General features: G+C 65.8%; 28 protein-coding genes. 7 read left to right on the forward strand and 21 right to left on the reverse strand.

What is annotated here, in order from left to right:
- Positions 1–47 precede the first annotated feature (47 nt).
- Complete coding sequence (locus K323_RS0111065) at positions 48–1,265, forward strand: trans-sulfuration enzyme family protein (RefSeq protein ID WP_022885346.1); 1,218 nt, start codon at positions 48–50, stop codon at positions 1,263–1,265.
- Positions 1,266–1,343: 78 nt separating this feature from the next.
- Here K323_RS0111065 and K323_RS0111070 read toward each other — a convergent pair whose 3' ends face one another.
- Positions 1,344–1,532 carry a hypothetical protein gene (locus K323_RS0111070; RefSeq protein ID WP_022885347.1) on the reverse strand — a complete coding sequence of 63 codons (189 nt, stop codon included), beginning with the start codon at positions 1,530–1,532 and terminating at the stop codon, positions 1,344–1,346.
- On the opposite strand from K323_RS0111070, the gene K323_RS0111075 reads away from it, so the two are divergent.
- The gene (locus tag K323_RS0111075; protein ID WP_022885348.1) at positions 1,522–1,899 is read left to right on the forward strand and encodes a hypothetical protein; all 378 of its coding nucleotides are present in this window, start codon (positions 1,522–1,524) and stop codon (positions 1,897–1,899) included. The two genes, K323_RS0111070 and K323_RS0111075, sit on opposite strands and share 11 nt — an antisense overlap.
- Here K323_RS0111075 and K323_RS0111080 read toward each other — a convergent pair.
- Complete coding sequence (locus tag K323_RS0111080; protein WP_022885349.1) at positions 1,862–3,160, reverse strand: ATP-dependent DNA helicase; 1,299 nt, start codon at positions 3,158–3,160, stop codon at positions 1,862–1,864. The two genes, K323_RS0111075 and K323_RS0111080, sit on opposite strands and share 38 nt — an antisense overlap.
- Before the next feature lie 165 nt (positions 3,161–3,325).
- On the opposite strand from K323_RS0111080, the gene K323_RS0111085 reads away from it, so the two are divergent.
- Positions 3,326–4,369 (forward strand): hypothetical protein, encoded by a 1,044-nt coding sequence (locus K323_RS0111085; RefSeq protein ID WP_022885350.1) that lies wholly within the window; start codon positions 3,326–3,328, stop codon positions 4,367–4,369.
- Between the two features lie 60 nt (positions 4,370–4,429).
- Here K323_RS0111085 and K323_RS0111090 read toward each other — a convergent pair whose 3' ends face one another.
- The 16 genes from K323_RS0111090 to K323_RS0111165 form a co-directional block, all read right to left on the reverse strand.
- Positions 4,430–6,406, reverse strand: coding sequence for a bifunctional copper resistance protein CopD/cytochrome c oxidase assembly protein (locus K323_RS0111090; RefSeq protein WP_022885351.1), 1,977 nt, complete (start codon positions 6,404–6,406; stop codon positions 4,430–4,432).
- Between the two features lie 171 nt (positions 6,407–6,577).
- Entirely contained in the window at positions 6,578–6,865 is a 288-nt protein-coding gene (locus K323_RS0111095) for an HU family DNA-binding protein (RefSeq protein ID WP_022885352.1), read from the reverse strand.
- A 244-nt stretch (positions 6,866–7,109) separates the two neighbouring features.
- Positions 7,110–7,415 (reverse strand): 30S ribosomal protein S14, encoded by a 306-nt coding sequence (rpsN, locus tag K323_RS0111100; RefSeq protein ID WP_022885353.1) that lies wholly within the window; start codon positions 7,413–7,415, stop codon positions 7,110–7,112.
- Positions 7,416–7,417: 2 nt separating this feature from the next.
- Entirely contained in the window at positions 7,418–7,585 is a 168-nt protein-coding gene (rpmG, locus tag K323_RS0111105; protein WP_022885354.1) for a 50S ribosomal protein L33, read from the reverse strand.
- On the reverse strand, positions 7,585–7,821 hold the full coding sequence (gene rpmB / locus K323_RS0111110; RefSeq protein ID WP_022885355.1) for a 50S ribosomal protein L28: 237 nt from the start codon (positions 7,819–7,821) through the stop codon (positions 7,585–7,587). The genes rpmG and rpmB overlap by 1 nt, the downstream gene beginning before the upstream one ends.
- 178 nt (positions 7,822–7,999) lie before the next feature.
- Positions 8,000–8,620, reverse strand: a complete 621-nt coding sequence (locus K323_RS0111115) for a DUF4232 domain-containing protein (protein ID WP_022885356.1) — start codon at positions 8,618–8,620, stop codon at positions 8,000–8,002.
- Between the two features lie 85 nt (positions 8,621–8,705).
- Entirely contained in the window at positions 8,706–9,122 is a 417-nt protein-coding gene (locus K323_RS0111120; protein WP_022885357.1) for a Fur family transcriptional regulator, read from the reverse strand.
- Entirely contained in the window at positions 9,119–9,919 is an 801-nt protein-coding gene (locus K323_RS0111125) for a metal ABC transporter permease (protein WP_022885358.1), read from the reverse strand. Before K323_RS0111125 ends, K323_RS0111120 begins: the two co-directional genes overlap by 4 nt.
- The gene (locus K323_RS25490) at positions 9,919–10,932 is read right to left on the reverse strand and encodes a metal ABC transporter permease (protein ID WP_022885359.1); all 1,014 of its coding nucleotides are present in this window, start codon (positions 10,930–10,932) and stop codon (positions 9,919–9,921) included. Before K323_RS25490 ends, K323_RS0111125 begins: the two co-directional genes overlap by 1 nt.
- A gap of 1 nt (position 10,933) precedes the next feature.
- A complete protein-coding gene (locus tag K323_RS25495) occupies positions 10,934–11,767 on the reverse strand; it encodes a metal ABC transporter ATP-binding protein (protein WP_022885360.1) in 834 nt (277 codons plus the stop codon).
- An 8-nt stretch (positions 11,768–11,775) separates the two neighbouring features.
- The gene (locus tag K323_RS0111140) at positions 11,776–12,822 is read right to left on the reverse strand and encodes a metal ABC transporter substrate-binding protein (RefSeq protein ID WP_022885361.1); all 1,047 of its coding nucleotides are present in this window, start codon (positions 12,820–12,822) and stop codon (positions 11,776–11,778) included.
- Between the two features lie 177 nt (positions 12,823–12,999).
- On the reverse strand, positions 13,000–15,606 hold the full coding sequence (locus K323_RS0111145; RefSeq protein WP_157509411.1) for a rhamnogalacturonan lyase: 2,607 nt from the start codon (positions 15,604–15,606) through the stop codon (positions 13,000–13,002).
- Positions 15,607–15,843: 237 nt separating this feature from the next.
- Entirely contained in the window at positions 15,844–17,334 is a 1,491-nt protein-coding gene (locus K323_RS0111150) for a dihydrolipoamide acetyltransferase family protein (RefSeq protein WP_022885363.1), read from the reverse strand.
- Positions 17,335–17,515: 181 nt separating this feature from the next.
- Positions 17,516–18,475, reverse strand: coding sequence for an alpha-ketoacid dehydrogenase subunit beta (locus K323_RS0111155; protein ID WP_033372926.1), 960 nt, complete (start codon positions 18,473–18,475; stop codon positions 17,516–17,518).
- A gap of 113 nt (positions 18,476–18,588) precedes the next feature.
- The gene (locus tag K323_RS0111160) at positions 18,589–19,737 is read right to left on the reverse strand and encodes a thiamine pyrophosphate-dependent dehydrogenase E1 component subunit alpha (protein ID WP_084697206.1); all 1,149 of its coding nucleotides are present in this window, start codon (positions 19,735–19,737) and stop codon (positions 18,589–18,591) included.
- Positions 19,738–19,747: 10 nt separating this feature from the next.
- Positions 19,748–20,854: a histidinol-phosphate transaminase gene (locus K323_RS0111165; RefSeq protein WP_022885366.1), complete on the reverse strand. Its 1,107-nt coding sequence runs from the start codon at positions 20,852–20,854 to the stop codon at positions 19,748–19,750.
- A 120-nt stretch (positions 20,855–20,974) separates the two neighbouring features.
- Between K323_RS0111165 and K323_RS0111175 the strand changes: the two genes are divergently transcribed.
- Positions 20,975–21,376, forward strand: a complete 402-nt coding sequence (locus K323_RS0111175; protein ID WP_022885367.1) for a phage holin family protein — start codon at positions 20,975–20,977, stop codon at positions 21,374–21,376.
- Between the two features lie 96 nt (positions 21,377–21,472).
- Entirely contained in the window at positions 21,473–21,727 is a 255-nt protein-coding gene (locus tag K323_RS30750; protein WP_084697236.1) for an SDR family oxidoreductase, read from the forward strand.
- 35 nt (positions 21,728–21,762) lie between these two features.
- Here K323_RS30750 and K323_RS0111180 read toward each other — a convergent pair whose 3' ends face one another.
- The 3 genes from K323_RS0111180 to K323_RS0111190 form a co-directional block, all read right to left on the reverse strand.
- Positions 21,763–22,524: a sulfite exporter TauE/SafE family protein gene (locus K323_RS0111180; RefSeq protein ID WP_245570968.1), complete on the reverse strand. Its 762-nt coding sequence runs from the start codon at positions 22,522–22,524 to the stop codon at positions 21,763–21,765.
- Between the two features lie 112 nt (positions 22,525–22,636).
- Entirely contained in the window at positions 22,637–24,208 is a 1,572-nt protein-coding gene (locus K323_RS28860; RefSeq protein WP_022885369.1) for an alpha/beta hydrolase family protein, read from the reverse strand.
- Positions 24,205–24,522 carry a hypothetical protein gene (locus tag K323_RS0111190; protein ID WP_022885370.1) on the reverse strand — a complete coding sequence of 106 codons (318 nt, stop codon included), beginning with the start codon at positions 24,520–24,522 and terminating at the stop codon, positions 24,205–24,207. Before K323_RS0111190 ends, K323_RS28860 begins: the two co-directional genes overlap by 4 nt.
- A 129-nt stretch (positions 24,523–24,651) precedes the next feature.
- On the opposite strand from K323_RS0111190, the gene K323_RS0111195 reads away from it, so the two are divergent.
- Together K323_RS0111195 and purB are read left to right on the forward strand one after the other, a co-directional pair.
- Positions 24,652–25,179 (forward strand): low molecular weight protein-tyrosine-phosphatase, encoded by a 528-nt coding sequence (locus tag K323_RS0111195; RefSeq protein WP_022885371.1) that lies wholly within the window; start codon positions 24,652–24,654, stop codon positions 25,177–25,179.
- The gene (purB, locus tag K323_RS0111200) at positions 25,176–26,558 is read left to right on the forward strand and encodes an adenylosuccinate lyase (protein WP_022885372.1); all 1,383 of its coding nucleotides are present in this window, start codon (positions 25,176–25,178) and stop codon (positions 26,556–26,558) included. The genes K323_RS0111195 and purB overlap by 4 nt, the downstream gene beginning before the upstream one ends.
- Positions 26,559–26,641 lie beyond the last annotated feature (83 nt).

The following is a 26,641-nucleotide window of genomic DNA, read 5'->3' on the forward strand; positions in this document are numbered from 1 at the left end:
CGGGTAAAGCATGCGCTTACCGGCGCTTCCAGTCATACGCTGGAGTCATGACCGATCGTCCAGACAAGCACGCCCCGAGCACCCTCGCCGAGTTCACCCAGGCGGTGCACGCCGGAAACGAGATCGACCGGGGCAGCGGCGCGATTCGAACGCCGATCGTGATGGCGAACTCGTACGCCCTGCCGGACGACCCGTCAGAGGTCAGCTGGTCTGGCACCGACGTGCCGCTCTACACGCGAAACTCCGGTACCAACCAGCTCGGGCTGCAGCAGAAGCTTGCAGCTCTGGAGCACGGTGAAGATGCGGTCGCCCTCGGCAGCGGAGTGGCCGCACTGCACGCGGTGTTCTTCACGCTGCTGAACTCCGGCGATCACGCCGTCATCGCCGACACCACCTACGAAGCCACGTTCCGGCTCTTCACCGAGCTGCTTCCGGAGAAGTACGGCATCCATGCCTCCTTCGTCGATGCCACGGATCCCGGCGCGGTGCGCGCCGCCATCCGCCCGGAGACGAAGCTCGTGCACATCGAGGCGATCGCGAACCCGACGACCAAGGTGACGGATGTCGCGGCGATCGCCGCCATCGCGCACGAGGCCGGCGTTTTACTGTCCGTCGATTCGACCTTTACACCGCCGCCCCTCATCCGGCCGCTCGAGAACGGAGCGGACCTGGTCGTACACTCGCTCACGAAATACATCAACGGTCACGGCGACGCCATGGGCGGGGCAGTGATCGGACGGCGCGACCTGGTGCAGCGGATCAAGAACGACGCGATGGTGGATGTCGGCGGCGTGATCAGCCCGTTCAACGCCTGGCTGATCATGCGAGGGTCGGTAACTCTGCCGCTGCGGTGGCGGCATCACGTCGCATCCGCTGCGCGGGTGGCGGAGTTCCTCGATGCCGACCCGAGGGTGGCGTATGTCGCCTACCCCGGCCTGGCGTCGCATCCGCAGCACGACGTGGCGGCGAGGCAGTTCAGCGGCGGTTTCGGAGCCATGATGGCGTTTGCGGTGGACGGCGACTCTGAGACGCAGAACCGGTTCGTGTCGAACCTGCGGGTGATCACGTCTGCGGTGTCACTCGGCCACGACGAGTCGCTGATCGTGCACGTCGGCACCAGCGGGCCACGGGTGGTGCACTACCCGGAGGAATTCAAGAAATGGGGTCACCTGCGGTTCTCGATCGGACTCGAAGACGCCGACGACCTCATCGCCGACCTCTCCGCCGCCCTCGACGCGACCTTCGCGCTCGATTCCGCTGGTTGAGCCAATCCCGCTGGTTGAGGCTGCCGAAACCTGCGCCGAGCCGTGAGTTGAACACCTTCCCCGGCGCTGGGAACGTGCTTAAATCACGGCTCGAGGCGCGTCGGTCGCGCGCGCTTCCAGGCGCCGCACACCGATGATTCCCGCGATGACCCCGCCGATCGCGAGGGAGGCGACCAGCCAGGGCGGTGCGTGCAGGTCGATCGCGGCGACGATGACGAAGCCGTCGAACAGCGATATGAGCGTGAATCCGACGTGATTGACGAACATCCCGTGCACCGACCTGGAAGCGATCCTCGCGCGGGCGCCGGCAGAGCGCACCGTCGTCTCCGATCTTCCCTTGGAACCGGGTCGTGCCCCGTATCAATCCGTTCTTGCCGACGTCGCCGACCGGTACAATGTCGCCCGAGCTGATTTCGCCACCGTCTTCAACGGACCGGGGCATCGCCTGGACATCTTCTCCTTACTGCCACCACACCTCAACGATCGCCGTTACCAGTACTGGTATGAAGCCTTCCGGCCACCGGTCGAAGCGATCATCAGACGGGACCTGACGGGTGAGGATGTGCGGCGACGTGGTATCGCGATCCGCGTTCGCCTCACTGCGCCTGACCCCGACGGGCGGGGTCCTGCATGAAGCGCTGCACGTTGGGGTCGACGATGATGTCCGCCGGCCGGAGCGGCCGGCTGAGATACAGCCCCTCGAGGCTGGTCAGCCGGCTGAGGGCGACGTATGTCTGCCCTGGACTGAACACCCGTGAACCCAGGTCGACGATCGCCCGCTCGTAGGTTGCGCCCTGCGATTTGTGGATGGTGACCGCCCACGCCAGCCGCAGCGGGAATTGCGTGAACTCGGCCACGACATCCTTTCGCAGCTTTTTTGTCGCGGCGTTGTAGGTGTACTTGTACTTCTCCCAGATCGCCGGCTCGACCTCGTGCACATCGCCGTCGATATCAACGTAGACCGTCGAGTCGATGCGGGTGACCGTGCCGATGCTGCCGTTGACCCAGCGCGGCCCGTCTGGGCCCTGCCCGGTGTCGTTGCGCAGGAACATCACCTGTGCGCCCACCTTCAGCTCGAGGGTCTCGTCTGCCGGGTAGGTGCGGCCGCCGAAATCGCCGGTGATCTCGGCCTTCGCGGTCAGGGCACGACCAGACAGGCGTTTGAGAGCGGATGCGTTGATGCGGTTCACGGAGTCGTTGCGGGTCGCAAGCGTGATGGCACCCTCGTCGGGTGCCGGCCTGGCACCCATCGAGTTCAACGCCTCGGCGATCTCGGCCGTCACTTGCCCGTGGCGCACGGCGTTCAACATGTGCTTGAAGTCGGCGTCGTGCTGGCGGTGGATTTCGGTGAGCTCGAAGATGCGCAGCTCGGCCTGCTGCCAGACCTTGGCGTCGAAGAACCACATCGACCGGTAGGTGTCGGCGAAGTAGGCACGCTCATCGCCGTCTCCCGGCACCGGAGCCAGTTGGTATGGGTCGCCGAAGAGCACGATCTGCACTCCGCCGAACGCCTCGTCTTTCCGCTGGCGGGCCTGGCGGAGGCTGCGGTCCATCGCGTCCATGAGGTCGGCGTTGACCATCGACACCTCATCGATCACCAGGGTGTCGATGGTATTGAGGAGCTTCTTCACGCCGTCGTTCTGGTCGATCGGCTGGTCGGCGATCACGCCGATGGGCAACCGGAACAGTGAGTGGATGGTCTGACCGCCGACGTTCAGGGCAGCAACGCCGGTCGGTGCGGCAATCACGATCTGCTTGCTGGTGTTCCACGACAGGTGGTTCAGCAGGGTGGACTTACCCGTTCCCGCCCTCCCGGTCACGAACACGTTCTGGCGAGTGCCCTCGATGGCGGCAAACACCTCGGCCTGCTCAAGCGACAGCGGAATCTCGGGCACGTTCGTCTCTCTGGTGAATTCGGGTGGGACATCCCACTGTAACCGGCGCCGACCCGCGTTCTGCGGTTATCCCCAGGCCCTGTTGTGCGTATGCGACTGTTCCAGTGCCGTAACGGTGGGACGCCCGCTTCGTCTGGTTCCGGGGGTCGCCCGTAGGATGTGGGGGTGACGAACGAGGATGGGAACCTGCGGCGCACCAGGCTGCGTGCGATTCTCGCCATTGTTCTTGTCGGTGTGCTGCTTGCCGGCGCCCTGTTCGCCGCGATCGCATCGCTCAACCGCGACGTATACAGCGCCGGCGGCTTCGTGCGGCAATACCTGGACGCCCTCGCCCGGCACGACGCAGACGGCGCCAAGTCTTTGCCCGGAGTGGTTCCAAGCAAGGCCCAGCTGGAGGCCGCCGGGCTCCCACAGGACATCCCGAAGACCCTGCTTCGCCCCAGTGTTCTCGGTTCGATCACAGACATTCACCTGCTGAGCGATATCGAGACCAAGCCGGGTCTGCACTCGGTGGAATTCGGGTTCTCGCTGAACGGCGCCCCATCGAAGGCGACCTTCGCCGTCGAGCGCGACGGCAACCTGGCACTGGTGTTCGACAGCTGGCGCTTCAGCACGAGTCCACTGGCGGTCTTGCGGGTGTCTGTTCTGCACGAGTCGACGTTCACCGTGAACGGGCTCACGCTCGACACGCTGGCCCACGCGGCAGAAGATGCGCCGTCCGCCTTCTCCAATCAGGCCTCCTACCTCGCATTTGCGCCCGTCGTCTACACGCTCGGTCACGCGTCAGAACTGCTCGACGCCGAGGAACAGAAGGTTCCCGTCACCGCCCAGGGCGTGACGGAGGTCACGATCGACGCGCAACCCAATGCGACGTTTGTCGAACAGGTGCAGACGGAGCTCGGCAATTTCCTCGACGAATGCACTGCTCAACAGGTGCTGCAACCCTCGAACTGTCCGTTCGGCATCGTCATCGACGACCGGATCAAGGATCTGCCGGTGTGGTCGATCGCCGAGTACCCCGCGGTGACCCTCACGACCGGCGAAACCGCCTTCGAAATGCCGGATACCGGAGGCCAGGCACACATCCTGGTCGAGGTGCAGTCGCTGTTCGACGGAGACATCGAGACCCGCGACGAAAACGTGCCATTCGCCGTCGGCCTGAGCGTCTCGATCAACCCGGGCGGCTCACTGGCAATCCAGCTGCACTGACCGCGCGGTCTGCTGCTCGGTTTACACCCGGCGAGAGGGATGGCCACGGCGGGGCGCCGGCTACCGGTCGTGTGCCGCGAGGCGCGCGAGCCGGGCGTTATACTCCTCGAGCTCGGCCTCGTTCGTGCGGTCGGCGTTCCGATCCCTGCGCCTGGTCTCCCTCTCGTCACTGCGACTCCACTGGATGGCGACCGCAATCGCCAGCGCGATGGTGGGAATCTCGCCGATACTCCAGGCGATGCCGCCACCGTTCTGCTGGTCGACGATGGCGCTTGGCCCCCACGGGCGGCCCATGGCGCCGTACCAGTCGGCGAGGAACAACCCGGTGCCGGTCATGATCGCCACACCGAAGAAGGCGTGGAATGCCATCGTTCCGAGGAGCAGGAGCAGTCGGAACGGGTACGGCAGGCGGTACGGAACAGGGTCGATGCCGATCAACGACTGCACAAACAGGTAACCGGTGATCAGGAAGTGCACGATCATCCACTGGTGGCCGGTGTGATCGGTCGTCGCCCAGCTGAACAACGGTGAGTAGTAGAAGACCCAGAGAGATCCGGCGAACAACACCGCGGCCACGAACGGGTTCGAGAGGAACCCTGCCGGCTTCGAGTGCACGGCGAGCAAGATCCACTCGCGCGGCCCGCGGCTGCCGTCTTTGCGCTTGCGGATGGCGCGTGCGGCCAGGGTCACCGGCGCACCGGGCACAAGGAGCACCGGCACCAGCATCGTGAGCACCATGTGCATCAGCATGTGCGTGGAGAACAGGTATGTCTCGTAGACGGCGACGCCGCCGCTCGTGATGTAGAACAGCGTGAGCAGGCCGAGCACCCAGAGAACGGTGCGATAGACGGGCCATTTGTCGCCTCGCCGATGCAGACGCCAGACGCCGGCCAGGTAGAAGATGATGCCGAATGCGCAGAACAGCGCCCAGGCCAGGTCGAAGTTCCACTCGGTGAAATACCGGGAGAAGGTGAGCTCCGGCGGCAGCGCCTCTCCGGTGAGAACCTGGGCGGGCGTCGAGGTCGGCACGTCGGTCGCCACCACCTCTGCCACCGGCGTTGCCGTTCTCGCCAGGGCCGCTGCCGCCCCGGATGCGATGCCCATGAAGCCGAGTTCGACGACGACCAGCCACCAGAACCAGTTTCTGGACGCCTTCGCGCTCCGCTGCATCCGTTCAATGAAATAGCGACGCTGCACGACGCCGAAACAGCCAAGCGCGATGAGGGCGGCCGCCTTGACCACCACGAGGATGCCGAACGGTGTCAGAAGGTTATCCAGTGTGCCGATGCGCAGCGACGCGTTGACGTACCCGGACGTCGCAACGACGATGAAGCAGATCAGCGCAAGCGAGGAATAACGGCCGATCACGTCGATGATGCGTCCGTTTCCGAGTTGCCTGCGCAGCACGATGATGGTGAGCAGTCCGCCCAGCCAGACGGCGGCGAAACCCAGGTGCAGGAACAGCGATGTGACGGCCGCGTCGTGGCCCTCTGCTCCGGCGGAGTGACCCTGCTGCGCCATCGGCAGCAGCGCGACAACAGCGAGGGCCGTGACGAAGACGATGGCCGTTTGATTGCGCACGGCGAAACAGAGCACCGTCACCGCCGCGGCGAGGAGTGTGGTGCCGAGCCACGCCTGCCCGATCTCGATCTGGCTGAAGAACTGGCCGACCGTGGCGCTGAACCGGTCGTCGGCCGAGAGCGGAACGTTGGTCACCAACAGGAACGTGAAGAAACCGGTGACAGCGGATGCGACGGTGAAGACGGCGGCGGATGCTGCGGCGAAGTCGAGTGCGGCGTTGAACTCGTCATCGCGTGGACTCAGGGCGAAACAGGTCAGCACGAGGGCGCCGATCGCACCGGCTGCGCCGATGTTTACCAGGAGTTTGGCGATCGGAAGGCCCCAACGCACGACGGGGCCCGGGTCGGCCAGAAGCTGCGCGTCAGCACCACCGCCATAGGCGAGAGCCGCGATCGTCGAGAGCACGGCCACGAGGAGAAGGGCCGCCGGCCCGGCGACGCGCACGATTCTAGGCACTGATCAAGCCTAACCGCCCGGCATCCGTCACCTCGCCGCCAACCGAGCGTCACCGAGACGTGGCAAATCGACCTTCCAGAGCCCCTGAAGGTCGATTTCTCACGGTTCACCGTGCCTGAAGCGCGCGATAGGGCGCCGACAGTGCCGGCGCCCTATCGAAGTGGTGCGAACCTACTTGGCGGAAGCCTTCAGCTTGCTGCCAGCGGTCAGCTTGACGCGGTGGCCGGCCGGGATCTTGATCTCGGCGCCGGTCTGCGGGTTGCGGCCGGTGCGGGCGGCGGTCGCCGTGCGCTCGACTCCGAGCCATCCCGGGATGGTCACCTTTCCGCCCTTGGCGACGGTCTCGGCCAGCGTGGCGAAGAAAGCGTTCAGAACGCCATCAACGGAAGCCTGGCTCTGGCCGGACGCCGCAGCAACTGCGGCAACGAGCTCGGTCTTGTTCAGCGACTTGTCAGCCATTGAGTGTCCTCCTCGGACCTTGGTCTGTATAAACAGCTATTTCGTGTTGCGACGAGGCTCCGGGGAGCCCTGCCGCTGGTCGGTTCGACCGCGTTGAATCTAACAGAGTTCCCCGTAAATCCGCGTATTTCCGCACCCTTTTTGGCCATTTGCCTCGGCGCGTCGTGCGGATTTCGCTTCACGCGAAACGAAAAAGGGATGCCGACACGAATGTCGGCATCCCTTTGCGGAAATTTTTGCTGGGTTACCAGCTGGACTTGGTGATACCCGGCAGCTCGCCGTCGTGCGCCATCTCACGGAAACGCACGCGCGAAATGCCGAACTTGCTCAGGTAGCCGCGGGGGCGGCCATCGATGGCATCGCGGCCGCGCAGGCGAACCGGCGACGCATTGCGGGGAAGCTTCTGCAGGCCGGTGCGTGCGGCCTCGCGGGACTCGTCGGTGCCGTTCGGGTCGACGAGGGCCTTCTTCAGTTCAAGGCGCTTCACGGCGTACCGCTCGACGATGACCTTGCGCTGTTCGTTACGGGCAATCTTGCTCTTCTTCGCCATGTTTAGCGCTCCTCGCGGAAGTCAACGTGCTTGCGCACTACGGGATCGTACTTCTTGAGTACGAGACGGTCGGGGTTGTTGCGACGGTTCTTCTTGGTCACGTAGGTGTAACCGGTGCCTGCCGTCGAACGCAGTTTGATGATCGGACGAACGTCGTGTGCCTTGGCCATTAGATTTTCTCCCCACGAGCGAGCAGGTCCTTGACGACCGACTCGATGCCACGAGCGTCGATGACCTTGATTCCCTTAGCCGACAACTGCAGCGTGACGTTGCGACGAAGCGACGGCACGTAGTAGGTCTTCTTCTGGATGTTCGGGTCGAAACGGCGCTTGGTGCGCCGGTGAGAGTGCGAAATGTTGTGTCCGAAGCCGGGAATTGCTCCAGTCACCTGGCAGGTCGCTGCCATAGTTATCCTCCATTACCGAAGGGCGAATGCCCTTCCCAAGATCCCTTGTCGGCAGGCACAGATCCGCCCACTTTCACAATAAGGAGGATGGAGTACCTACGATGCGCGCACAGATATACGCAGCAGCGTTAAACAATACGGGCAAACGGATGCCTGCGCAACACGAGTGCGCCGGGCATTAGCCGGCGGCGACGGGCTGCACGTGCATCCACACGCTGCCGTTGGTGCAGGCGGGTACTCCGGCGCTCGGAACGAACACCGCATAGAAGGAGTGCGGAGGGAAGATGCGGTATCCGTCACCCTGCGCGACGTCGCAGTTGCCCGCCATCGGGCCGCCGTCTGTGCCGATGTTCACCGACTGGAGCGCGGCGACAGCGGTACCGCCGGGAGCAAGGGTGACCGCAGCGGGATCCGAGTCATCAATCTGATCTGCCGGTGCACCGAGTTCGGTACCATTCCCGTCCCCCACCACGGAGACGCCTGGCGCACCCTTGAGCACACAATCGTCCGATCCGGTGTTCGTGAAGATGATGTTCGTCGCCTCTGACCCCGCGCCACCATCCGACGCTCCGAGCGAGACGCTCAAAATGTCGTCAGAGCACTGCCCGTCTGGCGCATTCGGGTCGACTTGGCCGGTGGCGGTCGGGGTCGGGGTGGCAGTCGCCGTCGGGGTGGCAGTCGCCGTCGGGGAAGCCGACGGACTCGGCGTGGGAGATGCCGTCGGAGCCGGGCTGCCCGCACACGCGGCAAACAGAAGGATGGCAGGAATCGCGAGTATGAGGGCGCTGTATTTTCGCATCGCCCCCCACTGTATTGGCCGCAGGGGTAATCGAGGAAGGACCTGAGTCGCTAGTTCTGGAACTGTCTCTATCGCGCTGTTACGGCTACTGCTGCGGCCCGACAACGTGCACTGTTGCGGCCTGGGTGCAGGAGGCGCACAGGCCGAAGACGTCCACCACATGGGCAGCCTGGGTGAATCCGTTCTTGGCTGCCACGGTCTTCGCCCAGGTCTCCACGGCATCCGCTTCGATCTCAACGGTGAGCCCGCAATTGCGGCAGATCAGGTGGTGGTGGTGCGCGTCGGTGCTGCAGGCACGGTACAGGCTCTCACCCTCCGGCGACTGCAGGGAGTCTGCGTCGCCCGCGCCGGCGAGGTCGCCGAGGGCGCGATACACCGTCGCGAGTCCGATCGGCGAACCGCTGGTGTGCAGCGCGGAGTGCAGGCCCTGCGCGCTGACAAAACCCTCGGTCTGGCCGAGGGCTTCCCGCACCGCCTCGCGCTGCCACGTGTTCCGCTTCATGGTCTCCACCGTATCCGGCGAACCTGACGAATCCCTAGCGCGATCAGGAAGATCGCGGCCGCGGTGAGGGAAACGGCCGGGCCCGCTGCCACATCGGCCACCCGAGAGAGCATGACGCCGATGATTCCGGATGCCGCCCCGACCAATGGAGCGATGACGAAGATCTGCGAGTAGCGCTTCGCGAGCAGGCGCGCGGCGGCGGCCGGAGCCGCGATGAGCGCGATGGCGAGGATCGCGCCGACGGCCGGCATGGCCGTGACCACCGTCGCCGTGATGAGTGCGAGCACCAGGAGCTCGATGGGCCACTCCTTGTAGCCTGCGGCCCGGAAACCCTTCACATCGAACGTCGAAAACAGGATCTCCTTGCCGAGGAACACGATGACGGCGACGGCGACCACCAGCACACCGGCCGCGAGCACGATGTCTCCAGTCGTTGCGGTCAAGATCGACCCGACCAGGAACGAGTCGACGTGCACGGGAAGTGACGGGTTCAGTGCCTGCAGCAACACCCCGAGTGCAAAGCCGGCGGTGAGCACAATGCCAGACGCCACCTGACTGCCCTGCCGGTTCACGCGCCCGATGAGGGTCATGACAGCGACGATCGCGACACTTGCGATAGCGGCTCCGAGAGGGATGCTGACACCGAGGATGGCAGCACCGACGGCACCGGGAAAGGTGGCGTGGGTGAGCGCCTGGGCGAAGAAAGTGCGCTTCCGCAGCACAACGAGCGTGCCGACCAGGCCACTGAGTGCGCCGATCACCGCTGCGGCGAGCAGTGCTTTCTCGAAATAGCCCATCAGCGGCCTGCCCCGTGGTCTGCGTGGCCGTGGTCTGCGTGGCCGTCGCCCGCCGCATCCTTACCCGCGGCATCCGTCTCATGCGCCACTTGCGCGCTCATGCTCCAGGCGCGCGTGGCGCGTTCGCGCGTAACTGGCGCGCCACGGCCGAGCGACCCGCCGCGGCGCACGCGGTCGATCGTCAGGCGCGCGAGCAGCGCGACGGCGTACCCGGCCACCAGCACCAGCACCACCGTCGCCCCGCTCGGCAGGTCCACTCCGCCGCCCACGGATGCTTCGAAGCCGATTGCGAGGCCGACCCACGCTGCGAGGGCGGCGAAGGCCGCCGCCACGGGAAAGAGCACCCACAACCGCACGGTGACCAACCGGGCGACCGCACCGGGCACGATGAGCACGGCGAGTACGAGCAGGTTTCCCACTGCACTCGACGCGGCAACGACCACCAGCGCGATGGCGACGTTGAGCACGAGGTCGAGCAGCAGCGGACGGTAGCCGGCGGCGGCCGACCCGGTGCGGTCGAAGGCGCGGAAGAGCTGCTCCTTGAGAGTCAGCACGACCAGGAGGAGGGCGATCACGCAGATGACGATCGTCTTCACGACCTCGGCCCCGGTGACCGTGAGTAGGCGGCCGAAGAGCAGTTGCTCGAGCTGGCCCGCGTAGTCGGAGTCGCGGGACACGACGATGATTCCGATGCTGAACATGGCGGTGAGCACGATCGCGATGGCGGCATCCGATGTCACAGCTCGCCTCACCAGCAGGGTGAGCACCACGGCCGAGAGCACTGCGGCGATCATCGCGCCGGCGAAGAGCCCGTCGCGGCCACCCCAGACGAACCCGATCGCGATGCCGGGGAAGACTGCGTGGGTGAGCCCATCGCTGATGAACTCGAGTCCGCGCAGGTTGACCAGCACGCCGACGACACCGGCGACGAGGCTGAGAACCACGAGTACGGCGAGCGCCCTGGCCATGAATGGCAGGCTGAATGCCTCGAACAACGGGCCAAGCAGGTCCACCTCAGTGGCCCTCGTGGCCGGGAACGACGAGGGTGTGCTCGTCCATTTCGACCCCGACCTCGCGGAATGCTTCCTGCACGTTGTCGAGCGTGAGAGCGGTGTCCAGCGGACCGAACGCGACCTGGCCACCGTTCAGGAGCAGCACGCAGTCGCACACAGCTCGGGCGAGTTCGAGGTCATGGGTGGAGACCAGGATGGCCACACCGTCGGCCTTGAGTCGCTCGATGGTGCCGATCAAGGCGTCGCGGTTCTTCTGGTCGAGCCCGTTGAACGGTTCGTCGAGCAGCAGCAGGCGTGGGCCGGATGCGATGGCGCGCGCAAGCAGGCCGCGCTGCTGCTGGCCACCGGAGAGTTCGCCGAAACGATTCTTCGCACGGTGGGCGAGGCCGACGGCATCCAGTGCATCGCCGACGGCGCGCCGGTCTGTGCGACCGGGGAGGCGCAGCCAGCCGAGCCCGCGGTAACGCCCCATCATCACGACTTGCTCTAGGCTGGCCGGAAACTCGGGGTCGAGTTCGCCGCCCTGCGGCACGTAGCCGATGGAGCCGGCCGGTGGCGTCTCCTCGCCGAGTACCCGTACCGAACCGGCAACAGTGCTGATGAGGCCGAGAATCCCCTTGAGCAGGGTCGATTTGCCCGAACCGTTCGGGCCGATCAACGCAATGGCCTCGCCCGGCCGGATGTCGAAGCTCACGTTCTCGAGGGCCGGCTTCTGCTCGTAGGCGAAGGATGCCGCGTCGACAGTCAGAACAGCGGGTGCGTTGGAGCGCGCCTGGAGCTGGTTCGGCTGGCCGGGCCGCTGGTCAGGCTGCTGTTGAGAAAGGTTCTCGTGCACGGGATCAACTATTGCAGGTCTGCCGGTACCGCGCTCGGCGTGACGCCCCACGACTCGAGGATGAGGCTGACGTTGTGCAGCTGGGACGAGATATAGGACTCACCGTCACTGCCGGCAGGGCCGAGTGAGTCGCCGTAGAGTGCGTCGTCACCCGAGTAGACAGTCACGCCGGCTTCGGAGGCGATCGCGTCTGCGGCCTTCGCGCTGATCGAGGCCTCGGAGAACACCGCTTTCACGCCGGTGGCCTTGATGGCGGCGACGAGGTCGTCGATGGCCGCGGCACTGGGCTCGGCGTTGTCGTCGAAGCTCGGAATGATGGAGCCGACATAGGTGATTCCGTACTCAGTGGTGAAGTAGCCGAAGGCGTCGTGGTTGCTCACCAGCAGTCGCTCGTTCGCCGGAACCGCGTCGATGTTGGTGTGAATCCAATCGTCTAGTGCTGCCAGTTTTCCCTCGTAGGCTTCCGCGTTCGCTTCGAAGGCAGCCGCGTTGTCCGCGCTGGCGTCTGCGAGGCCGTGGGCGATCGTGTGCACCATCTCCTCGGCATTGGGAACGGATGTCCAGATGTGCGGGTTGCCGCCGGCATGACTGTGCTCATCTTCAGCGTGCTCGTGCCCGTCTCCGTGCTCGTGGTCGTCATCTTCAGCGTGTTCATGACCGTCTTCAGCCGCGGCATCGTCGGAGATTGTGATGCCCTCGTCGGAGTCGATGGTGATCCCATCGAAGCCGGAAGCGGAGATCGCGTCGTCCAGCCATTCTTCGAGACCGGCTCCGTTGACGATGAGCACGTCGGCTGCGCCGAGGCCGGCGAGGTCGGCTGCGGAAGGGTCGTAGCTGTGCGCGCTCTGGTTGGGCTGAATGAGCTGGGTGAGGGTGACTCGGTCGGTGTCGCCGATGACGTTGCGAGTGAAGTCAGCGACCTGCGTTGTCGTGGCAACGACGCGCAGGTCTCCATCTGCCGCGTCCGTTGCGCCGCCCGCCGTGGCGGCGCAGCCGGACAGGGCGAGCGCGGAGGCGGCAAACAGGGCGATGGGGACGAGTCTCTTCGTGGGCACCCTGTGACACTATTCTCTATTGATAATGATTGTCAAAAGCAATAGCGCTGGAGCGCCGGGAATTGCGACAGTCACTCCTTCGGTCTGCCAGGTACCTTTCCAGTCGAGAGTGACCTTTCCGCCGGCACCTCCGGGCCGAAAGGTCACTCTCACCTGTGTTGAATACCGCAGTGTGGATTACCGAGTCAGCATCGCCAACAGCGACTCGGCGGCGTAGCCGAGCTCCGCGCGCGCCTGATCACTCAGGTGATCTGGCTTCTTGGGCTTGGCGAGCCTGTCGAGAAACTTGTCGACCGACTTCGCCGCCTTGCGTGTGTCATCCCGGTCAAGCGCCTTCTTCGCCTTGTCGAGTTCATTGCCGAGCTGGTGGGCGAGTGGGCCGCTGACGTCACCGGATGCTACGAAGCCGTCGAGGAGACCGGCCAGGCTATCGAGAGCGCCTGGCGTCCACAGCCCTGGCACCGGCACATTCGCGAACGACATGTCGGAGGCCAGGTAGAAGCTCGTGTACGACGGCTGGTTGTACGTGGTCTGCTGCCTGGCGACCTCTGCACGGTACTGCGCGTCGTGCATCAGCGTGTATAGTTTTCGCGCGGTCACCTCGGTGCTGAGGTAGATCCTGATCGCACTGCTGTCTTCTGTGCGCACCAGCAGTTCCTCGCGCCAGTCACCGAAGACATCCGCCACCAGGTTCGGGTTCCCCTTCGTGCCGTTGTTGGTGCGTGTGCCGTCGGCTGTGAGCAGGGTTCCCCGCGTGTAGTCGTCGATCGTCGGAGTCTGATTGCCCGATCCGTTCACGATCTGGGTCGTCATGTCGGCGGCCCACTTGATGTTCGCGTTGGTGCCTAGACCCGAGTCGGAAAGCTTCTGGCCGTCGGCAGACCAGAGGCCGATGGCCCAGGTCTCCAGCCCGGGAACACTCGGGTCGACGTCGCCAATCATGCCGCGGCCGGTGTCTTTGCCTGAGTACGCCCCGTAGAGCACCTCGCCGGTGGCGGCGTCACGGAGCGCATAGCCGTACGGGGCGCCGGTTGCGCCCTCGTGAACGGTGAAGATCTCCAGGCCGGGTCGATTCGGGTCGATATCGGTCACGTGCATGGAGTCGCCATGGCCGATGCGCGCCAGCTCGCCCGGTGCACCGCTTTCGGGCGGGAGCACGTCGTACGAGCTGTACAACAGGGAACCGTCGTCATCGATGGTGGCCGATCCGTAAACGATTTCCTGCTTGCCGTCACCGTCGACATCCGCTGCGCTGAGCGAATGGAAGCCCTGCGTGGCCAACGTGCCGAATTCGGGATCGGTGCCGTCACGGCCGTGTGGGGAGTCGTTGAACGGGTTTGTCATCGGCGTCCAGCCGCTGTCGACCGCCCAGTGCGTGCTCAGGTGTTCGCCGTCCCAGTCGTAGCTCACGACGTTGGAGCGGGTGTAGTAACCGCGTGCGAAGACGGCAGACGGATGCGTGCCGTCGAGATAGGCGACGCCGGCCAGGAAACGGTCGACCCGGTTGCCAGGTTCGATGCGGCTCATCGCGTAGTCGCCCCACATTAGGCCGTCATCGTGGCGTCCGGGCTCGTAGAGAATCGTCTCCTGCTCTGCACCGGTTGCTCCCTCGAAGACCGACAGGTACTCCGGGCCCGTGAGGATGAACCCCTCGAACGCGCGGAGGTTGTTGCGGGCGCTGCGCGCGGGGGCGTAAACGTCCATGAAGTAGTCGGCCATCGCCGCGGCATCCGTGTGGGACAGCGGGTATTCGTAACGCTGCTCGATGCCGAATGCCTCCTCGAGAGTGGCCGGCCAGTTGCCTGCGGCGACTTCTGGGTGATCCCGCCAGGTCTCGAAAAGCTGCACGATGTGGTCGTAGTAGTCGGCCGAGCTCATCCGGTAGTCGTCTGAGTTGGCGAACCCGGCGGTGACGTCTGCCGTCGGCAGGGTGATGTACTCCTCACCGGTGATGTTGCCGGCCTCGTCGAACGAGATGGTCTTGGTGCCGGGTGCGGTCTTGAACATCAGCTCTGAGCGGCCGTCGCCGTCGAAGTCGTACACCAGGTACTCGGTGTAGTGGGCGCCGGCGCGGATATTGACGCCGAGGTCGATGCGGTAGAGCAGGGTGCCGTCGGCCTCATAGGCGTCGATGTAGACGTTGCCGGTGTAGCCGATCTGGGAGACGTCTTTCGAGTTCGACGGGTCCCACTTGACAAAGTACTCGTACTGCCCGTCTCCATCGACGTCGCCGACGCTCATGTCGCTGGCCGAGTATGTGTAGGCCTCTCCGACGGGAGTGACGCCGTCTGCGGGCTTGTTCAGTGCGAGTTCGGTGTAGGCGCCAGCCCACGGCGCGACCTCGTCGCTGTGGTCGACTTCGACTTCGGCGCCGTCGACGACCGCGGCGACGGAATAGGAGCCGTCTGCGGGCGCGCCGGCGTCAAGGTAGTTGGTGCTGTCGGTGACGGTGGCGATGAGCTCGCCGTTGCGGTAAACGTTGAAATCTGGGCCGGCCACGCCGGTGTCTGTTGCGCCGGCTCCGGTTGCCGAGGCAGCCGCCGTCTCGGTGCCGAGAAGTCGCCAGCTCAGGAAGACGCCGTCTGCGGTGGCTGCAGCCACCAGGCCGCGGTCGAGCTGCTCGAGTTGCACGCCGGCGGTGTCGGATGCCGGCGGATGCTTGCCGTCATGTCCATCGGCGTGCGCACCCGCGATGGCGGGGCCGCTCACGGCGCCCAGGGCGAGAACGACTCCGGTGGCCAGGGCGATCGACGCCCTAGTCAGGGATCTTGTGCTGCGAATCATCATTGAATCCTTTCAGCGGAAAACGCATTCCCGACCGAGGCTAGCGCGCCCCTGCCCCCTGGTCAAGGGTAGACAGCAAGCGCTTTCCCACTCGCTTGCACAGCGCGACACACGCCACCGGCAACAGACCGGCGTGAAAGGAGGAAGAATCGATCATCCGAGCGCGAAGGAAGGACCAAATTGCCATCCTGCGCCACGATTTCCTACTTTCGAACGCCGGCTGCCACGGCCGCGAACTCAGTCGAGCAACAGGGCCGGCTCCTCGATGATCGAGGCCACATCCGCGAGGAAGCGGCTGGCGACGTCCCCGTCGACGACCCGGTGGTCAAAACTGGCGCCGATCGTCGTGACGTAACGCGCCCGCACCTCTCCGTCGACCACCCAGGGCTTCTGCTTGATGGTGCCAAGTGCCACGATGCCCGCCTCGCCGGCGTTCAGGATCGGCGTGCCGGTGTCCATGCCGAACACCCCGATGTTCGTGATTGTGATCGTGCCGCCGGCCATCTGCGCCGGTGACGTCTTACCGTCACGGGCCGTGATGGTCAGTTGCTCGAGCGCCGTCGCCAGCTCAAACAAGCTCATCGCCTGTGCTTCCTTGACGTTCGGAACGATCAGCCCGCGCGGAGTCGCGGCCGCTATACCGAGGTTCACGTAATGACGCACGGTGATCTCCTGGTCGGTGAACTTCGCGTTCACCGTTGGGTTCCGCCGCACCGCCCAGATCATCGCCTTCGCCATGATCAGCAGCGGCGAGATCTTCACACCCGCAAAATCGGTCGATGCCTTCAGCCGCTTGACGAACTCCATCGTGCGCGTCGCGTCGACGTCCACGAACAGGCTCACATGCGGTGCGGTGAACGCACTCGTCACCATCGCCTGCGCAATCGCCTTTCGCACCCCCTTGACGGGGATGTGCTCCTCGCGGTCCTGGGGCCATTCCGGTGTCTCGATATTGCGGAAGACGCTGACCTGGCCGGCCTCACGCAGCACGTCTTCACGGGTGACGTCGCCGACGGGCCCCGTCGGCGTCACGACGGCGAGATCGACACCGAGATCTTTGGCGAGCTTGCGGATCGGCGGCTTGGCAAACACCGGGCCAACGGATGCCGCACGCGGCAGAATCTGCAAGGGGGCGGCGGCCGCATGGGAGCCCGGTGCGGCGGGCAGCGACAGTGACTCGTGGGCGACGGCACGGCCCCCGTGGCGCTTCCGCCTGGTGGGCATACTGGCGGAACTTCCGTGTCCGACGAGCACAGCACCGGGCTTGTCGTCCGCTGCGTTACCAACACCCGCACCACCTTCGCCTGGTTCGTGCGAGACCGTATCGCCGGCGTCTGCCGCGGCCTCGGCCAGGTCGAGTGCATCCTGGTTGCCGACGGCGCCAGCCGGCGCGGTCGCCTGGATCGGCTCTCCGGCAGACGGCGCCGGCGCGGCATCCGCACCCGTTGCCCCTGAGACGGGCCCATCGGCCGGAACACTCACCGCAGCATCCGAGTCGATCGTGATGATCGGAGTGCCGACGTCAACCGTCGCACCCTCCTCCACAAGAATCTCGCCGACAACGCCGATGTACGGCGACGGCAGCTCGACCAGCGACTTGGCCGTCTCGATCTCAACGAGCACCTGATTGATGACGACGGTGTCGCCCGGCGCCACTCTCCACTGCACGATCTCGGCCTCTGTGAGACCCTCGCCGACGTCAGGGAGGGTGAACTTCGACACGGTCATGGGGTGCCTTCCGTTTGGTGAGCCCAGCGTTGGAGAGCCGCGCGAGAATCGCCATTTGCGCCCACACTCGCCGCTTTACCGGCGATTCCTGGCGTAAACAGCGACACTCGGCGAATTCGAATGCTGTGGAGGGTGCGGGGGCTATGGAGGGTGCGGGTACGGGACATGGTCGGCAACCTGATCAATAGGCGAGCGCGCGGTCGACGGCCTCGAGGATGCGATCGGGGCTGGGCAGGAAGTGCGTCTCAACGGCCGCGGGTGGGAACGGTGTGTCAAAACCAGACACCCGTAACACGGGCGCTTCGAGCGAGTAGTACGCCCTCTCGGCGACCGTCGCCGCGATCTCGGAGCCGAGGCTCACAAAACCGGAGGCCTCCTGGGCGACGATCACGCGTCCGGTCTTGCCGGCGGATGCCAGAATCGGCCCGTAGTCGACCGGCGAGAGTGAGCGCAGGTCGACGACCTCCATGCTGATGCCCTCTTCCGCCGCGATCTCCGCTGCCTGCAAGAGCACGCTCACCATGGCACCGTGGCCGACGACGGTGACATCCGTTCCGATGCGCACCACTTTGCTGGCGTGCAGGCCAGTGCCGCTCTCGCCGAACAGCACTTCGCCCTTCGGCCAGTAGCGGCTCTTCGGCTCGAAGAAGATGACCGGGTCGTCTGAGGCGATCGCCTCGCGCAGCATCCAATAAGCGTCGTGCGAGTTCGACGGGCTCACCACCCGCAGGCCAGGGGTGTGCGCGAAGTAGGCTTCTGGGCTCTCCTGGTGGTGCTCGATCGAGCCGATGTGCCCGCCGTATGGAATTCGGATGACAACGGGCATCGCAATGCCGCCCTCGTGGCGGGTGCGCATGCGTGCCAGCTGGGTCGTGATCTGGTCGAAACCGGGGAACACGAACCCGTCGAACTGGATCTCACAGACCGGCCGGTACCCCCGCATGGCGAGGCCAATCGCGGTGCCGACGATCGCCGATTCAGCCAGTGGCGTGTCGAGAACGCGCTTGTCGCCGAACTCGGCGTGCAGGCCCTCTGTCACCCGGAAGACGCCGCCGAGCGGCCCGATGTCCTCGCCCATCAGCAACACAGACGGGTCGTCTGTCATCGCCTGGCGGAGTCCGGCGTTCAACGCCTTGGTCATCGGCAGGCTGGCGGATGTCGGTGGCGACGGGGCAGGGACAGGGGCCGACTGGGGTGCGCTGTGTGTGTCGACGCTGTCTGTGTCGACGCTGTGTGTCTCGATGTTGGCGCTCATCACGCCTCGCCTCCCTCGAATGACGCTTCGTAGCGATCCAGCCAGGCACGCTGCTCATCGATCAGCGGGTGCGGTTCCGCGTAGACGTTGTCGAAGATGACCGAACGGTCGGGTGAACGGATGTCGAGGGCACGCCTGCGCACGTCAGCGGCGAAGTCGGCCGCTTCCTCGTCGATGCCGTCGAAGAACTCCTGCGATGCGCCGCGGCCCTCCAGATTTGTTCGCAACCGCACGATCGGGTCGCGCGCGACCCAGTAGGCGAGGTCGTCGGCATCCCGGTACTTGGTCGGGTCGTCGGCTGTGGTGTGCGCACCGACGCGGTACGTGAGAGCTTCGATCAGCGACGGGCCGCGGCCGGCGCGCGCGTCGTCCATCGACTTGGCGGTCACCGCGTAGCTGGCGAGCACGTCGTTGCCGTCGATCTGGGTGCCCGGCATCCCGTAGCCGCCGGCACGGAGGTAGAGCGGCGAGCGCGACTGGCGCGAAACCGGCACCGAGATGGCCCAGTGGTTGTTCTGCAGGAAGAAGACCTGCGGCGTCTGGTAGCTGGCGGCGAAGACCAAGGCCTCGTTGGCGTCGCCCTGCGAGGAGGCGCCGTCGCCGTAGTAGACGATGACGGCCTCGTCGGTCTCCGGGTTGCCGGTCGCCGTTGTGCCGTCGAACTGCATGCCCATCGCGTAGCCGGTGGAGTGTAGCGTCTGGGAGGCGAGCACAAAGCTGTAGAGGTGGAAGTTGCCGTGCTCGGCCGGAGTCCAGCCGCCCTGGGTCACCCCGCGCAGCACACGCAGGATGTCGACCATGTCGACCCCGCGGATCATGCCCACCACGTGCTCACGGTAGGAGGGGAAGATGTGATCCTGCGGGCGGGTCGCATATGCAGATCCGACCTGCGCCGCCTCCTGGCCGTGACTCGGCACCCAGAGCGCGAGCTGGCCCTGACGCTGCAGGTTCGCCGCCTCGGTGTCGAAGCGTCGCACCACCACCATGTCGCGGTAGAACCGGCGGTAGTCGTCTTCGCCGAGCCTTTCGAGGTACGGCGCAAACTGGGCCGCGGCGTCATTCGGCGCAAAGCTGCCGTCGGCTGCGAGGAACTGAACCGTGTTCGCGGTCACTGCGGTATCCGGGGTCACTGCGCTGTTCGGGGTCACTGGCACCGTCCTAACCTACCCGCCGGGCCGCATGGCCGATTGGGAGGTTTTCGACAATCTCCTTCGTGATTCGCAGGAGCTTTTCCACCGCTTCTTCCTCCCCTACCGAGATCCGGATGCCGTCAGGCTGGAACGGACGCACGACCAGGCCGGCCTCATTCAGGCGGGCCGCGACATCCGTCGTCTCTTCGCCGGTCGGCAGCCAGATGAAGTTACCCTGCGGCTCAGGGATCACCCAGCCCTGGTCGGTGAGTGCCTGCCAGAGGGCAGCGCGGCGGTCGGCGATCACCCGCACGCGGGCGAGAAGTTCGACCTCGGCCTCGAGGGAGGCGAGAGCCCCGGCGATGGCCTGCGCCGTGACCGAGAGCGGGATCGCCGTCGAGCGGGCGGCGTTCAGGATGGCGGAGGGCCCGATGGCGTACCCGACCCGAAGTGCGGCCAGGCCGTAGGCCTTGGAGAAGGTACGCAGCACGACCAGATTGGGGTAACGGCTGAGCAACGGGGCGCCGGCCACGACATCCGTCGCCGTCGCGAACTCGGCGTAGGCCTCGTCGAGCACGACGAGCAGGTCGCTGGGAACGGCTGCCATGAAGGCCTCGAACTCGGCGACCGTGACGATGGACCCGGTCGGATTGTTTGGCGTGCAGACGATCGCCACTCGCGTGTTGTCGGTGACCGCTCTGGCCATCGCGGGGAGGTCGTGACCGTGGTCTGGCCGGTTCGGCACCTGAACGCTCGTGGCGCCGGCGACGGTGACCAGGCCGGGGTAGGCCTCGAATGAGCGCCAGGAGTAGACGACCTCATCGCCAGGGCCAGCCGCGGCGAGCAGCAGCTGGGCAAGCAGCGCCACGGAGCCGGAACCGATGTGAACCTCGTCGGTACTCACTCCATAGCGCGCTGCGAGCGCCTCGCGGAGGGCGAGGGCCGAGGCATCCGGGTACCGATTGAACTCGTTTGCAGCGGCGACAGCGGCGACCACGCCGGGGAGGGGCTCGAACGGGTTCTCGTTGCTCGAAAGCTTGAAGGCGTTCTGGTCGGCTGGCTTGCCCTGTTTGTAGGCCGGAAGGGCCAGGATTTCGGGGCGCAGGCGGACTGATGGCTGGTCAGATGGACTCACCTGCCGATTCTACGCGGTGGCATATTCGTGTCAGAGCATGCTGGGGAAGCGAAGCATGCTGCGCACGAAATCGACGAGGTAATCCGTGCGGTGTGGCGCATCCGCTGCCATAGTGGACACATGGCCAGATTCCTGATCAAAGTTGTCGTCAACGCCGTCGCCCTGTGGCTCACCACACTGATCGTCACCGGGGTGCACGTCGAGCCGTATGCGCCTGACACCGGTGCGATCGTACTCACCTACCTGTTGGTGGCCCTGATCTTCGGCCTCGTCAACGCCATCGTGGGCGGCTTCGTGCGCATCGTGGCCTTCCCGCTGTACATTCTCACGCTCGGCCTGCTCGCGCTGATCGTCAACGGACTGCTGCTGCTCCTGGTGGCATGGATCTCCGGACTCTTCGGTTACGGTCTCGTCGTCGACGGCTTCTGGTGGGGCGTGCTCGGCGCGCTCGTGCTGGCCATCATCAGCTGGCTGCTCGGCCTGATCGTGCGCCCGGTCACGCGAAACGCCGGTCGCAACTAGCTGTTGCTGACCATGAGGTTGTTGGGGGCGGGAACTATTCGGCGTCGTTCGGTCTGAGAGTGGCGCGGGCGGCGAGAACCTCAGGAACACGGCGCCATCGCGTTCGCAGCCCAACACCTGGCCGCCGAACTTGCTCCGGTACGCGTTAACGCGATCTCTCCGGGGATCATTGACTCAGGTCTGTGGGACGCCCGCGGCGCACAGAAGGCGGCGTTCCTCACCGCAGCCACCTCCCGAACGCTCGTCGACGCCACAGGAACTGTCCAAGACGTCGTCGACGCGGTGCTGTGGATCATGTCGGCCCCGTTCTTCACCGGCGAGACCCTGCGCCTAGACGGCGGACGACGGTGACGGCGGCACCGCTCCCCGAACACGCGCCTATCCGTTCACGCCTGCAGGATCACGACGATGCCGGAGATGATCGCGAACCCCAGCACGATATAGCGAAGCAGCCGGCCGTCCAGCCGGTGATGCACGAACCGGCTGGCGAATGACCCTGCGGCGATGAATGGCAACAAGGCCGCACACAGCAGAAGCGTTTCGCCGGAGATCCTGCCGCTGAAGGCGAGCACGACGAGGGAGATCACCTCACCGACCAGGAAGCAGACGGCGACGGTGGAGCGCAGCACCGGTCCGGGCTTGTGCTGGTACGCCAGGGCAAGCGGCGGCCCGCCGACGCCGGTGGAAGTCTCTGTGATGCCGGTGATGAACCCGACGATCATCATCCCCGTGCGGTTCGGGTCGAATGCCGGGACCATGAGTGCGACGGCGGCCGCGACCACGGTCGACCAGCCGATGAGGAGTCCCAACTGCTGCAGGTTGACGATCAACAGGATCCACAGCCCGATGAACGTCCCCGCGAATCTGCCAACGCTGATCCACTTGACTCCCCTCCAGTCCAGCGCCTCGCGTTCCCTCCACCCGATATACGCATTGAGGGGAATCATGAGCACGAGAAGCATGACCGGGATCAGCGACGGGTCGAGCAAAGTCACCACCGGGGCGGCGACCATGGCAAACCCCATACCTGTCGACCCCTGGATGAACGCGCAGACCAGCACCGTCACCCCGATCAGGATGAACGCGGCAACGCTCATATGCGCTCCGCCGCCCACCGTGTCAGGTCGAACATCGCGCTCCCTACTCACTTCGTGAACCGTCGCTTCGTGCACCGGACCAGCAGGAACCGGTGGGCCCGCCGACAGGTGCGAGGCCTGGCGAACACCGTCTTCACACGCTATTGCCTCCGGGCCGCAGCAGCTACTCGGCGGAGAGACGTGATCCGTGCCACAGCGTCGACTCGCCGGGAGCGCCCCCGACAACAGACGACAATGTGCTTCGCCACTCGGCCAGCCGCGGCTCTGGAGAGTCGTCGATCTGGCGCCCGGTCTCTCGGTAGTTGACCAGGGTGTGCGCAGGGAGCGGAGAATGGGCCGGGGGCTCATCGATCGCATAGACCTCGCGGCGCACCAGCAGGTGGGCATTGCCGGCATCCGTCACTTCGCGGGCCGCGCCGCCGAGCGCCGGAACCAGGTCGTCGGAGTGCGCGACCTGCACCATCGGAATCTCCGGGGGAACCTCGACTTGGCCGGCCGGTGCGCCGAACGTGGCGACCATGACCGTGTTGAAATCTCCGGATGCGGCCAGTTGCGCCGCGATCAGCCCGCCCTGTGAGTGGCCGACCTGAACGACCGGGTCGCTCGGCTGCACGCCCGCCTCGCGCATCGCCAGTTCTACGGCGTGATAAGAGCCGGAGCCCTGCTCGGCGACCGCTGCGACATTCGACGTGAGGTCCCATGGCTGGTCCCCAGCCACCGGATTCCACTCCGCAGTGCCGCCGACGTAGACCACCCAGCTCGGCGCGGCCGGGTCGCCATAGCGTTCGATGCGCACCTGCGGGCCCGTTTCGGAGACCGAGGGGATGCGATCGGCCAGGTCCCCGAGGCCGGCGGGCGGCGTCGCCCGGCTCGCCGCGCCCTCCCTCCGCACGGCGACCCCGGTCTCCCTGAACGGGCCGAACGGTCTGGCGAGCCAGAGAATGCCGGCCGCCGAGGTGGACACGCCGAGCACCCTCAGCCCGTCATCGCCGAGGGCAAGCGCCAGCGGAAGCGGAAGGCCGACCACCCCGGTTCCGACGTCGTCGATCGACGAGACGAGCACCCGCACGATCTGCACCAGCAGCGGGTTGGTGAGCGCGCGCGGGTTCTTGGCCAGCCAACCGGCGAAACCGGCCTGCGCGGGCGTTCGCTCGCCACCGCGAGCGGGCGACGACGTGGAGGCACCCGCCGGGCCGCCTCCGCCCCGCGTCACTTTGGCTCCGGCTCCTGCCCCAGCCCCGTCTCCGATCCCTGTTCCGGCCCCGAGTCTGCCGAGGAGCCAAGCCAACCCACCGGCCGTCAGCAGAGGAATGGCCATCACCACCAGCAGTGGCAACAACCTCGCCAGTGCCTGGCCGGCGGCCGCGCCAGACACCCTGGCGAACAATTCCGCCATCCGTTCTGCCTCGCCGTACCCTTCGGCCGCGCCGACCAGCGAATCTGCCAGCTCACCACTGAGTTGCTCGAGGTCGCCGATTGCCGCGGCGGCCTCGAACACCCGCCAGCCGACATCATCACTGCTCCATCCGGGCGCCGGAGACGAATCAAGGCGACGGATGCGTTCGAGTTGCGTCTGCCACACGACCGAATCCGTGTGCAGCACGCGCATCATCGCGGCGTGCGCGAGCAACTCATCTGTCGCCACCATGCTCGAGCCGCCGCCGGAGACGACCAGACCGCCTGCGGCATCGGCCGGACCGTCGCCGCTGCCGGTGCCGGTCACGCTGCCGCTCACGAGCCGGCCGCCAGCCCGGCGATCTCGCGGTGCACAGCGTCGAGCGCGTCGTCGAGCAGACGCTGGGCCCGGCTCAGACGGCGCGTGAGATCGTCGCGCTTGGAGCTGTATGCGCGCTGCGCGTCGGAACGCCACGCCGGATCAATCGCCGCGGATCGATGCCTCATCAGGGATGCGTCGACCTCGTCTCTGACCGCGGCCAGCCGCATCCGCTGTTCACGTAATGCCGCCAACCGCTCGGCCGCGCGCTGGGCCGCGCCATCGAACGCGCTGTCGAACCCGGCGTCGAACCCGCGCGTACCTGCTCCGTCCACTCGTCACCTCACCCGGCACCTCTCGAGACTGGCGGCGCGGCTGCCCGAGTGGGGCCGAATTCTCGAATCTGTGCACTTCTGGCGAATTCCGTGGGTGTGGAGGAGCTCAAACTGCTCCACAATAGAGGAATGACTTTTGCGGCGCTCAGCCCCGATGAGTCGACACCATTCCGGATCGTATTTGTCTGCACCGGCAATATCTGCCGGTCGCCGATGGCAGAAGTGATGCTTCGTGACCTGGTCACACGCTCCGGACTTGGCCGGCTCATCACCACGAGCTCCGCCGGCACCGGCGACTGGCACGTCGGCGAACAGGCGGACGCCCGCACCATCACCGCGCTCGCGAAACGCGGTTACGACGGCAGCCACCACCGCGCGCGGCAGTTCGACCCGGCCTGGTTCGCCGACCTCGACCTCGTCGTGGTGCTCGATCGTTCCCAGGAACGAATCCTGCGCAATTGGGCCGGCACCGAATTCGACCGCGCCAAAGTGCGGCTGCTGCTCAGCTTCGACGCCGAACAGGCGGCCCTGCGCGACGTTCCAGACCCCTACTATTCCGACGATGCGCTCTTCGACTCGGTATTAGGCATGATTGAGAGAGCAAACCATGCGCTCTTCAAGCAGCTCGCACCCGCAATCAGACAGGGAGTCCGATGAGTCCTCTACCCCCGCAGGTCCTCAGTCCGCTCGACGGCCGCTACCTGGCCGCCGTCACCGAACTCGGCGAGTACCTGTCGGAGGCAGGCCTCAACCGTGCCCGCGTGCAGGTCGAGGTCGAGTGGCTGATCGCCCTCACCGACCGTGGGCTGTTCGGTTCAGCCGCGCTTGAGGCCGAGCAGAAAGCCGCCCTGCGGGCGCTGGTCACCGACTTCGGGCAGGCAGAGATCGATGAACTGGCCACGCTGGAGGCCACGACCCGCCACGATGTCAAAGCCGTCGAGTACCTGGTGCGGCGACGCCTGTCGAGCCTCGGACTCGATCACATTGCCGAGCTGACACACTTCGCGGCGACCAGCGAAGACATCAACAACCTCTCATACGCCCTCACTGTCAAGCAGGCCGTGCACGAAGTGTGGCTGCCGAAGTTCGGCGCCGTCATCGACACGCTGCGCAACGCAGCAGAGGACTACCGGGCAGACGCGATGCTGGCTCGCACTCACGGCCAGCCCGCGACGCCGACCACCGTGGGCAAGGAAATGGCCGTCTTCGCGCACCGGTTGCAGCGCATCCGTTCGCAGGTCGAGGCCAGCGAGTACCTCGGAAAATTCAGCGGCGCCACCGGAACCTTCGCCGCCCACGTCGCCGCAGATCCTTCCGCCGACTGGCCGACCATCTCGCGGGAGTTTGTTGAGAGCCTCGGGCTCGGTTGGAACCCGCTGACCACCCAGATCGAGTCGCACGACTGGCAGGCAGAACTGTATTCGCGCGTGTCGCACGCAAACCGGGTGCTGCATAACCTGGCGACGGATGTCTGGACCTACATCTCGATGGGATACTTCCGTCAGATTCCCCAGGCCGGGGCCACCGGTTCCTCCACGATGCCGCACAAGATCAACCCGATCCGGTTCGAGAACGCCGAGGCGAACCTTGAGTTGTCGAGCGCGATTCTCGATTCGCTGGCAGCGACGCTGGTGACCTCACGCCTGCAGCGTGACCTGACCGACTCGACGACCCAGCGCAACATCGGCGTGGGCTTCGGGCACTCGCTGTTGGCGTTGGACAACATCCTGCGCGGATTCGGGGAGATCGACCTCGATCGCGAGCTGCTCGCGGCGGATCTCGATGCCAACTGGGAGATTCTCGGCGAGGCGATCCAGACCGTCATCAGGGCGGAGGTGACCGCGGGGCGTTCGAGCATCGAGGACCCGTATGCGCTGCTCAAGGAACAGACCCGCGGCAAGCGCATCGGCCAGGAAGAGTTGGCCAGGTTCGTATCGGCCCTCGAGATCGGTGATGCCGCCAAGGCGCGGCTGCTGGAGCTCACTCCTGGCCTCTACGTCGGCCTCGCCGACCCGCTGGTCGACCACCTGGGCTAGCTGCCCGCACCCGCTCGCCGCTCCCCACCGCTCCCCACACGCCGTTTCGGCCGACCACAGTGACCTTTCCGGTCGAGTGCGCC

It is taken from the genome of Glaciibacter superstes DSM 21135 (assembly GCF_000421145.1).
GTDB lineage: Bacteria > Actinomycetota > Actinomycetes > Actinomycetales > Microbacteriaceae > Cryobacterium > Cryobacterium superstes.

Coding starts and splice junctions, on each gene's coding strand:
- purB (WP_022885372.1), top strand. CDS start 25,176: ATGAGTCCTCTACCCCCGCAGGTCCTCAGTCCGCTCGACGGCCGCTAC.
- K323_RS0111145 (WP_157509411.1), bottom strand. CDS start 15,606: ATGATTCGCAGCACAAGATCCCTGACTAGGGCGTCGATCGCCCTGGCC.
- K323_RS0111175 (WP_022885367.1), top strand. CDS start 20,975: ATGGCCAGATTCCTGATCAAAGTTGTCGTCAACGCCGTCGCCCTGTGG.
- rpmG (WP_022885354.1), bottom strand. CDS start 7,585: ATGGCCAAGGCACACGACGTTCGTCCGATCATCAAACTGCGTTCGACG.
- K323_RS0111115 (WP_022885356.1), bottom strand. CDS start 8,620: ATGCGAAAATACAGCGCCCTCATACTCGCGATTCCTGCCATCCTTCTG.
- K323_RS0111125 (WP_022885358.1), bottom strand. CDS start 9,919: ATGGGCTATTTCGAGAAAGCACTGCTCGCCGCAGCGGTGATCGGCGCA.
- K323_RS0111150 (WP_022885363.1), bottom strand. CDS start 17,334: ATGACCGTGTCGAAGTTCACCCTCCCTGACGTCGGCGAGGGTCTCACA.
- K323_RS0111095 (WP_022885352.1), bottom strand. CDS start 6,865: ATGGCTGACAAGTCGCTGAACAAGACCGAGCTCGTTGCCGCAGTTGCT.
- K323_RS0111155 (WP_033372926.1), bottom strand. CDS start 18,475: ATGACCAAGGCGTTGAACGCCGGACTCCGCCAGGCGATGACAGACGAC.
- rpmB (WP_022885355.1), bottom strand. CDS start 7,821: ATGGCAGCGACCTGCCAGGTGACTGGAGCAATTCCCGGCTTCGGACAC.
- K323_RS0111195 (WP_022885371.1), top strand. CDS start 24,652: ATGACTTTTGCGGCGCTCAGCCCCGATGAGTCGACACCATTCCGGATC.
- K323_RS0111120 (WP_022885357.1), bottom strand. CDS start 9,122: ATGAAGCGGAACACGTGGCAGCGCGAGGCGGTGCGGGAAGCCCTCGGC.
- K323_RS0111065 (WP_022885346.1), top strand. CDS start 48: ATGACCGATCGTCCAGACAAGCACGCCCCGAGCACCCTCGCCGAGTTC.
- rpsN (WP_022885353.1), bottom strand. CDS start 7,415: ATGGCGAAGAAGAGCAAGATTGCCCGTAACGAACAGCGCAAGGTCATC.
- K323_RS0111070 (WP_022885347.1), bottom strand. CDS start 1,532: ATGTTCGTCAATCACGTCGGATTCACGCTCATATCGCTGTTCGACGGC.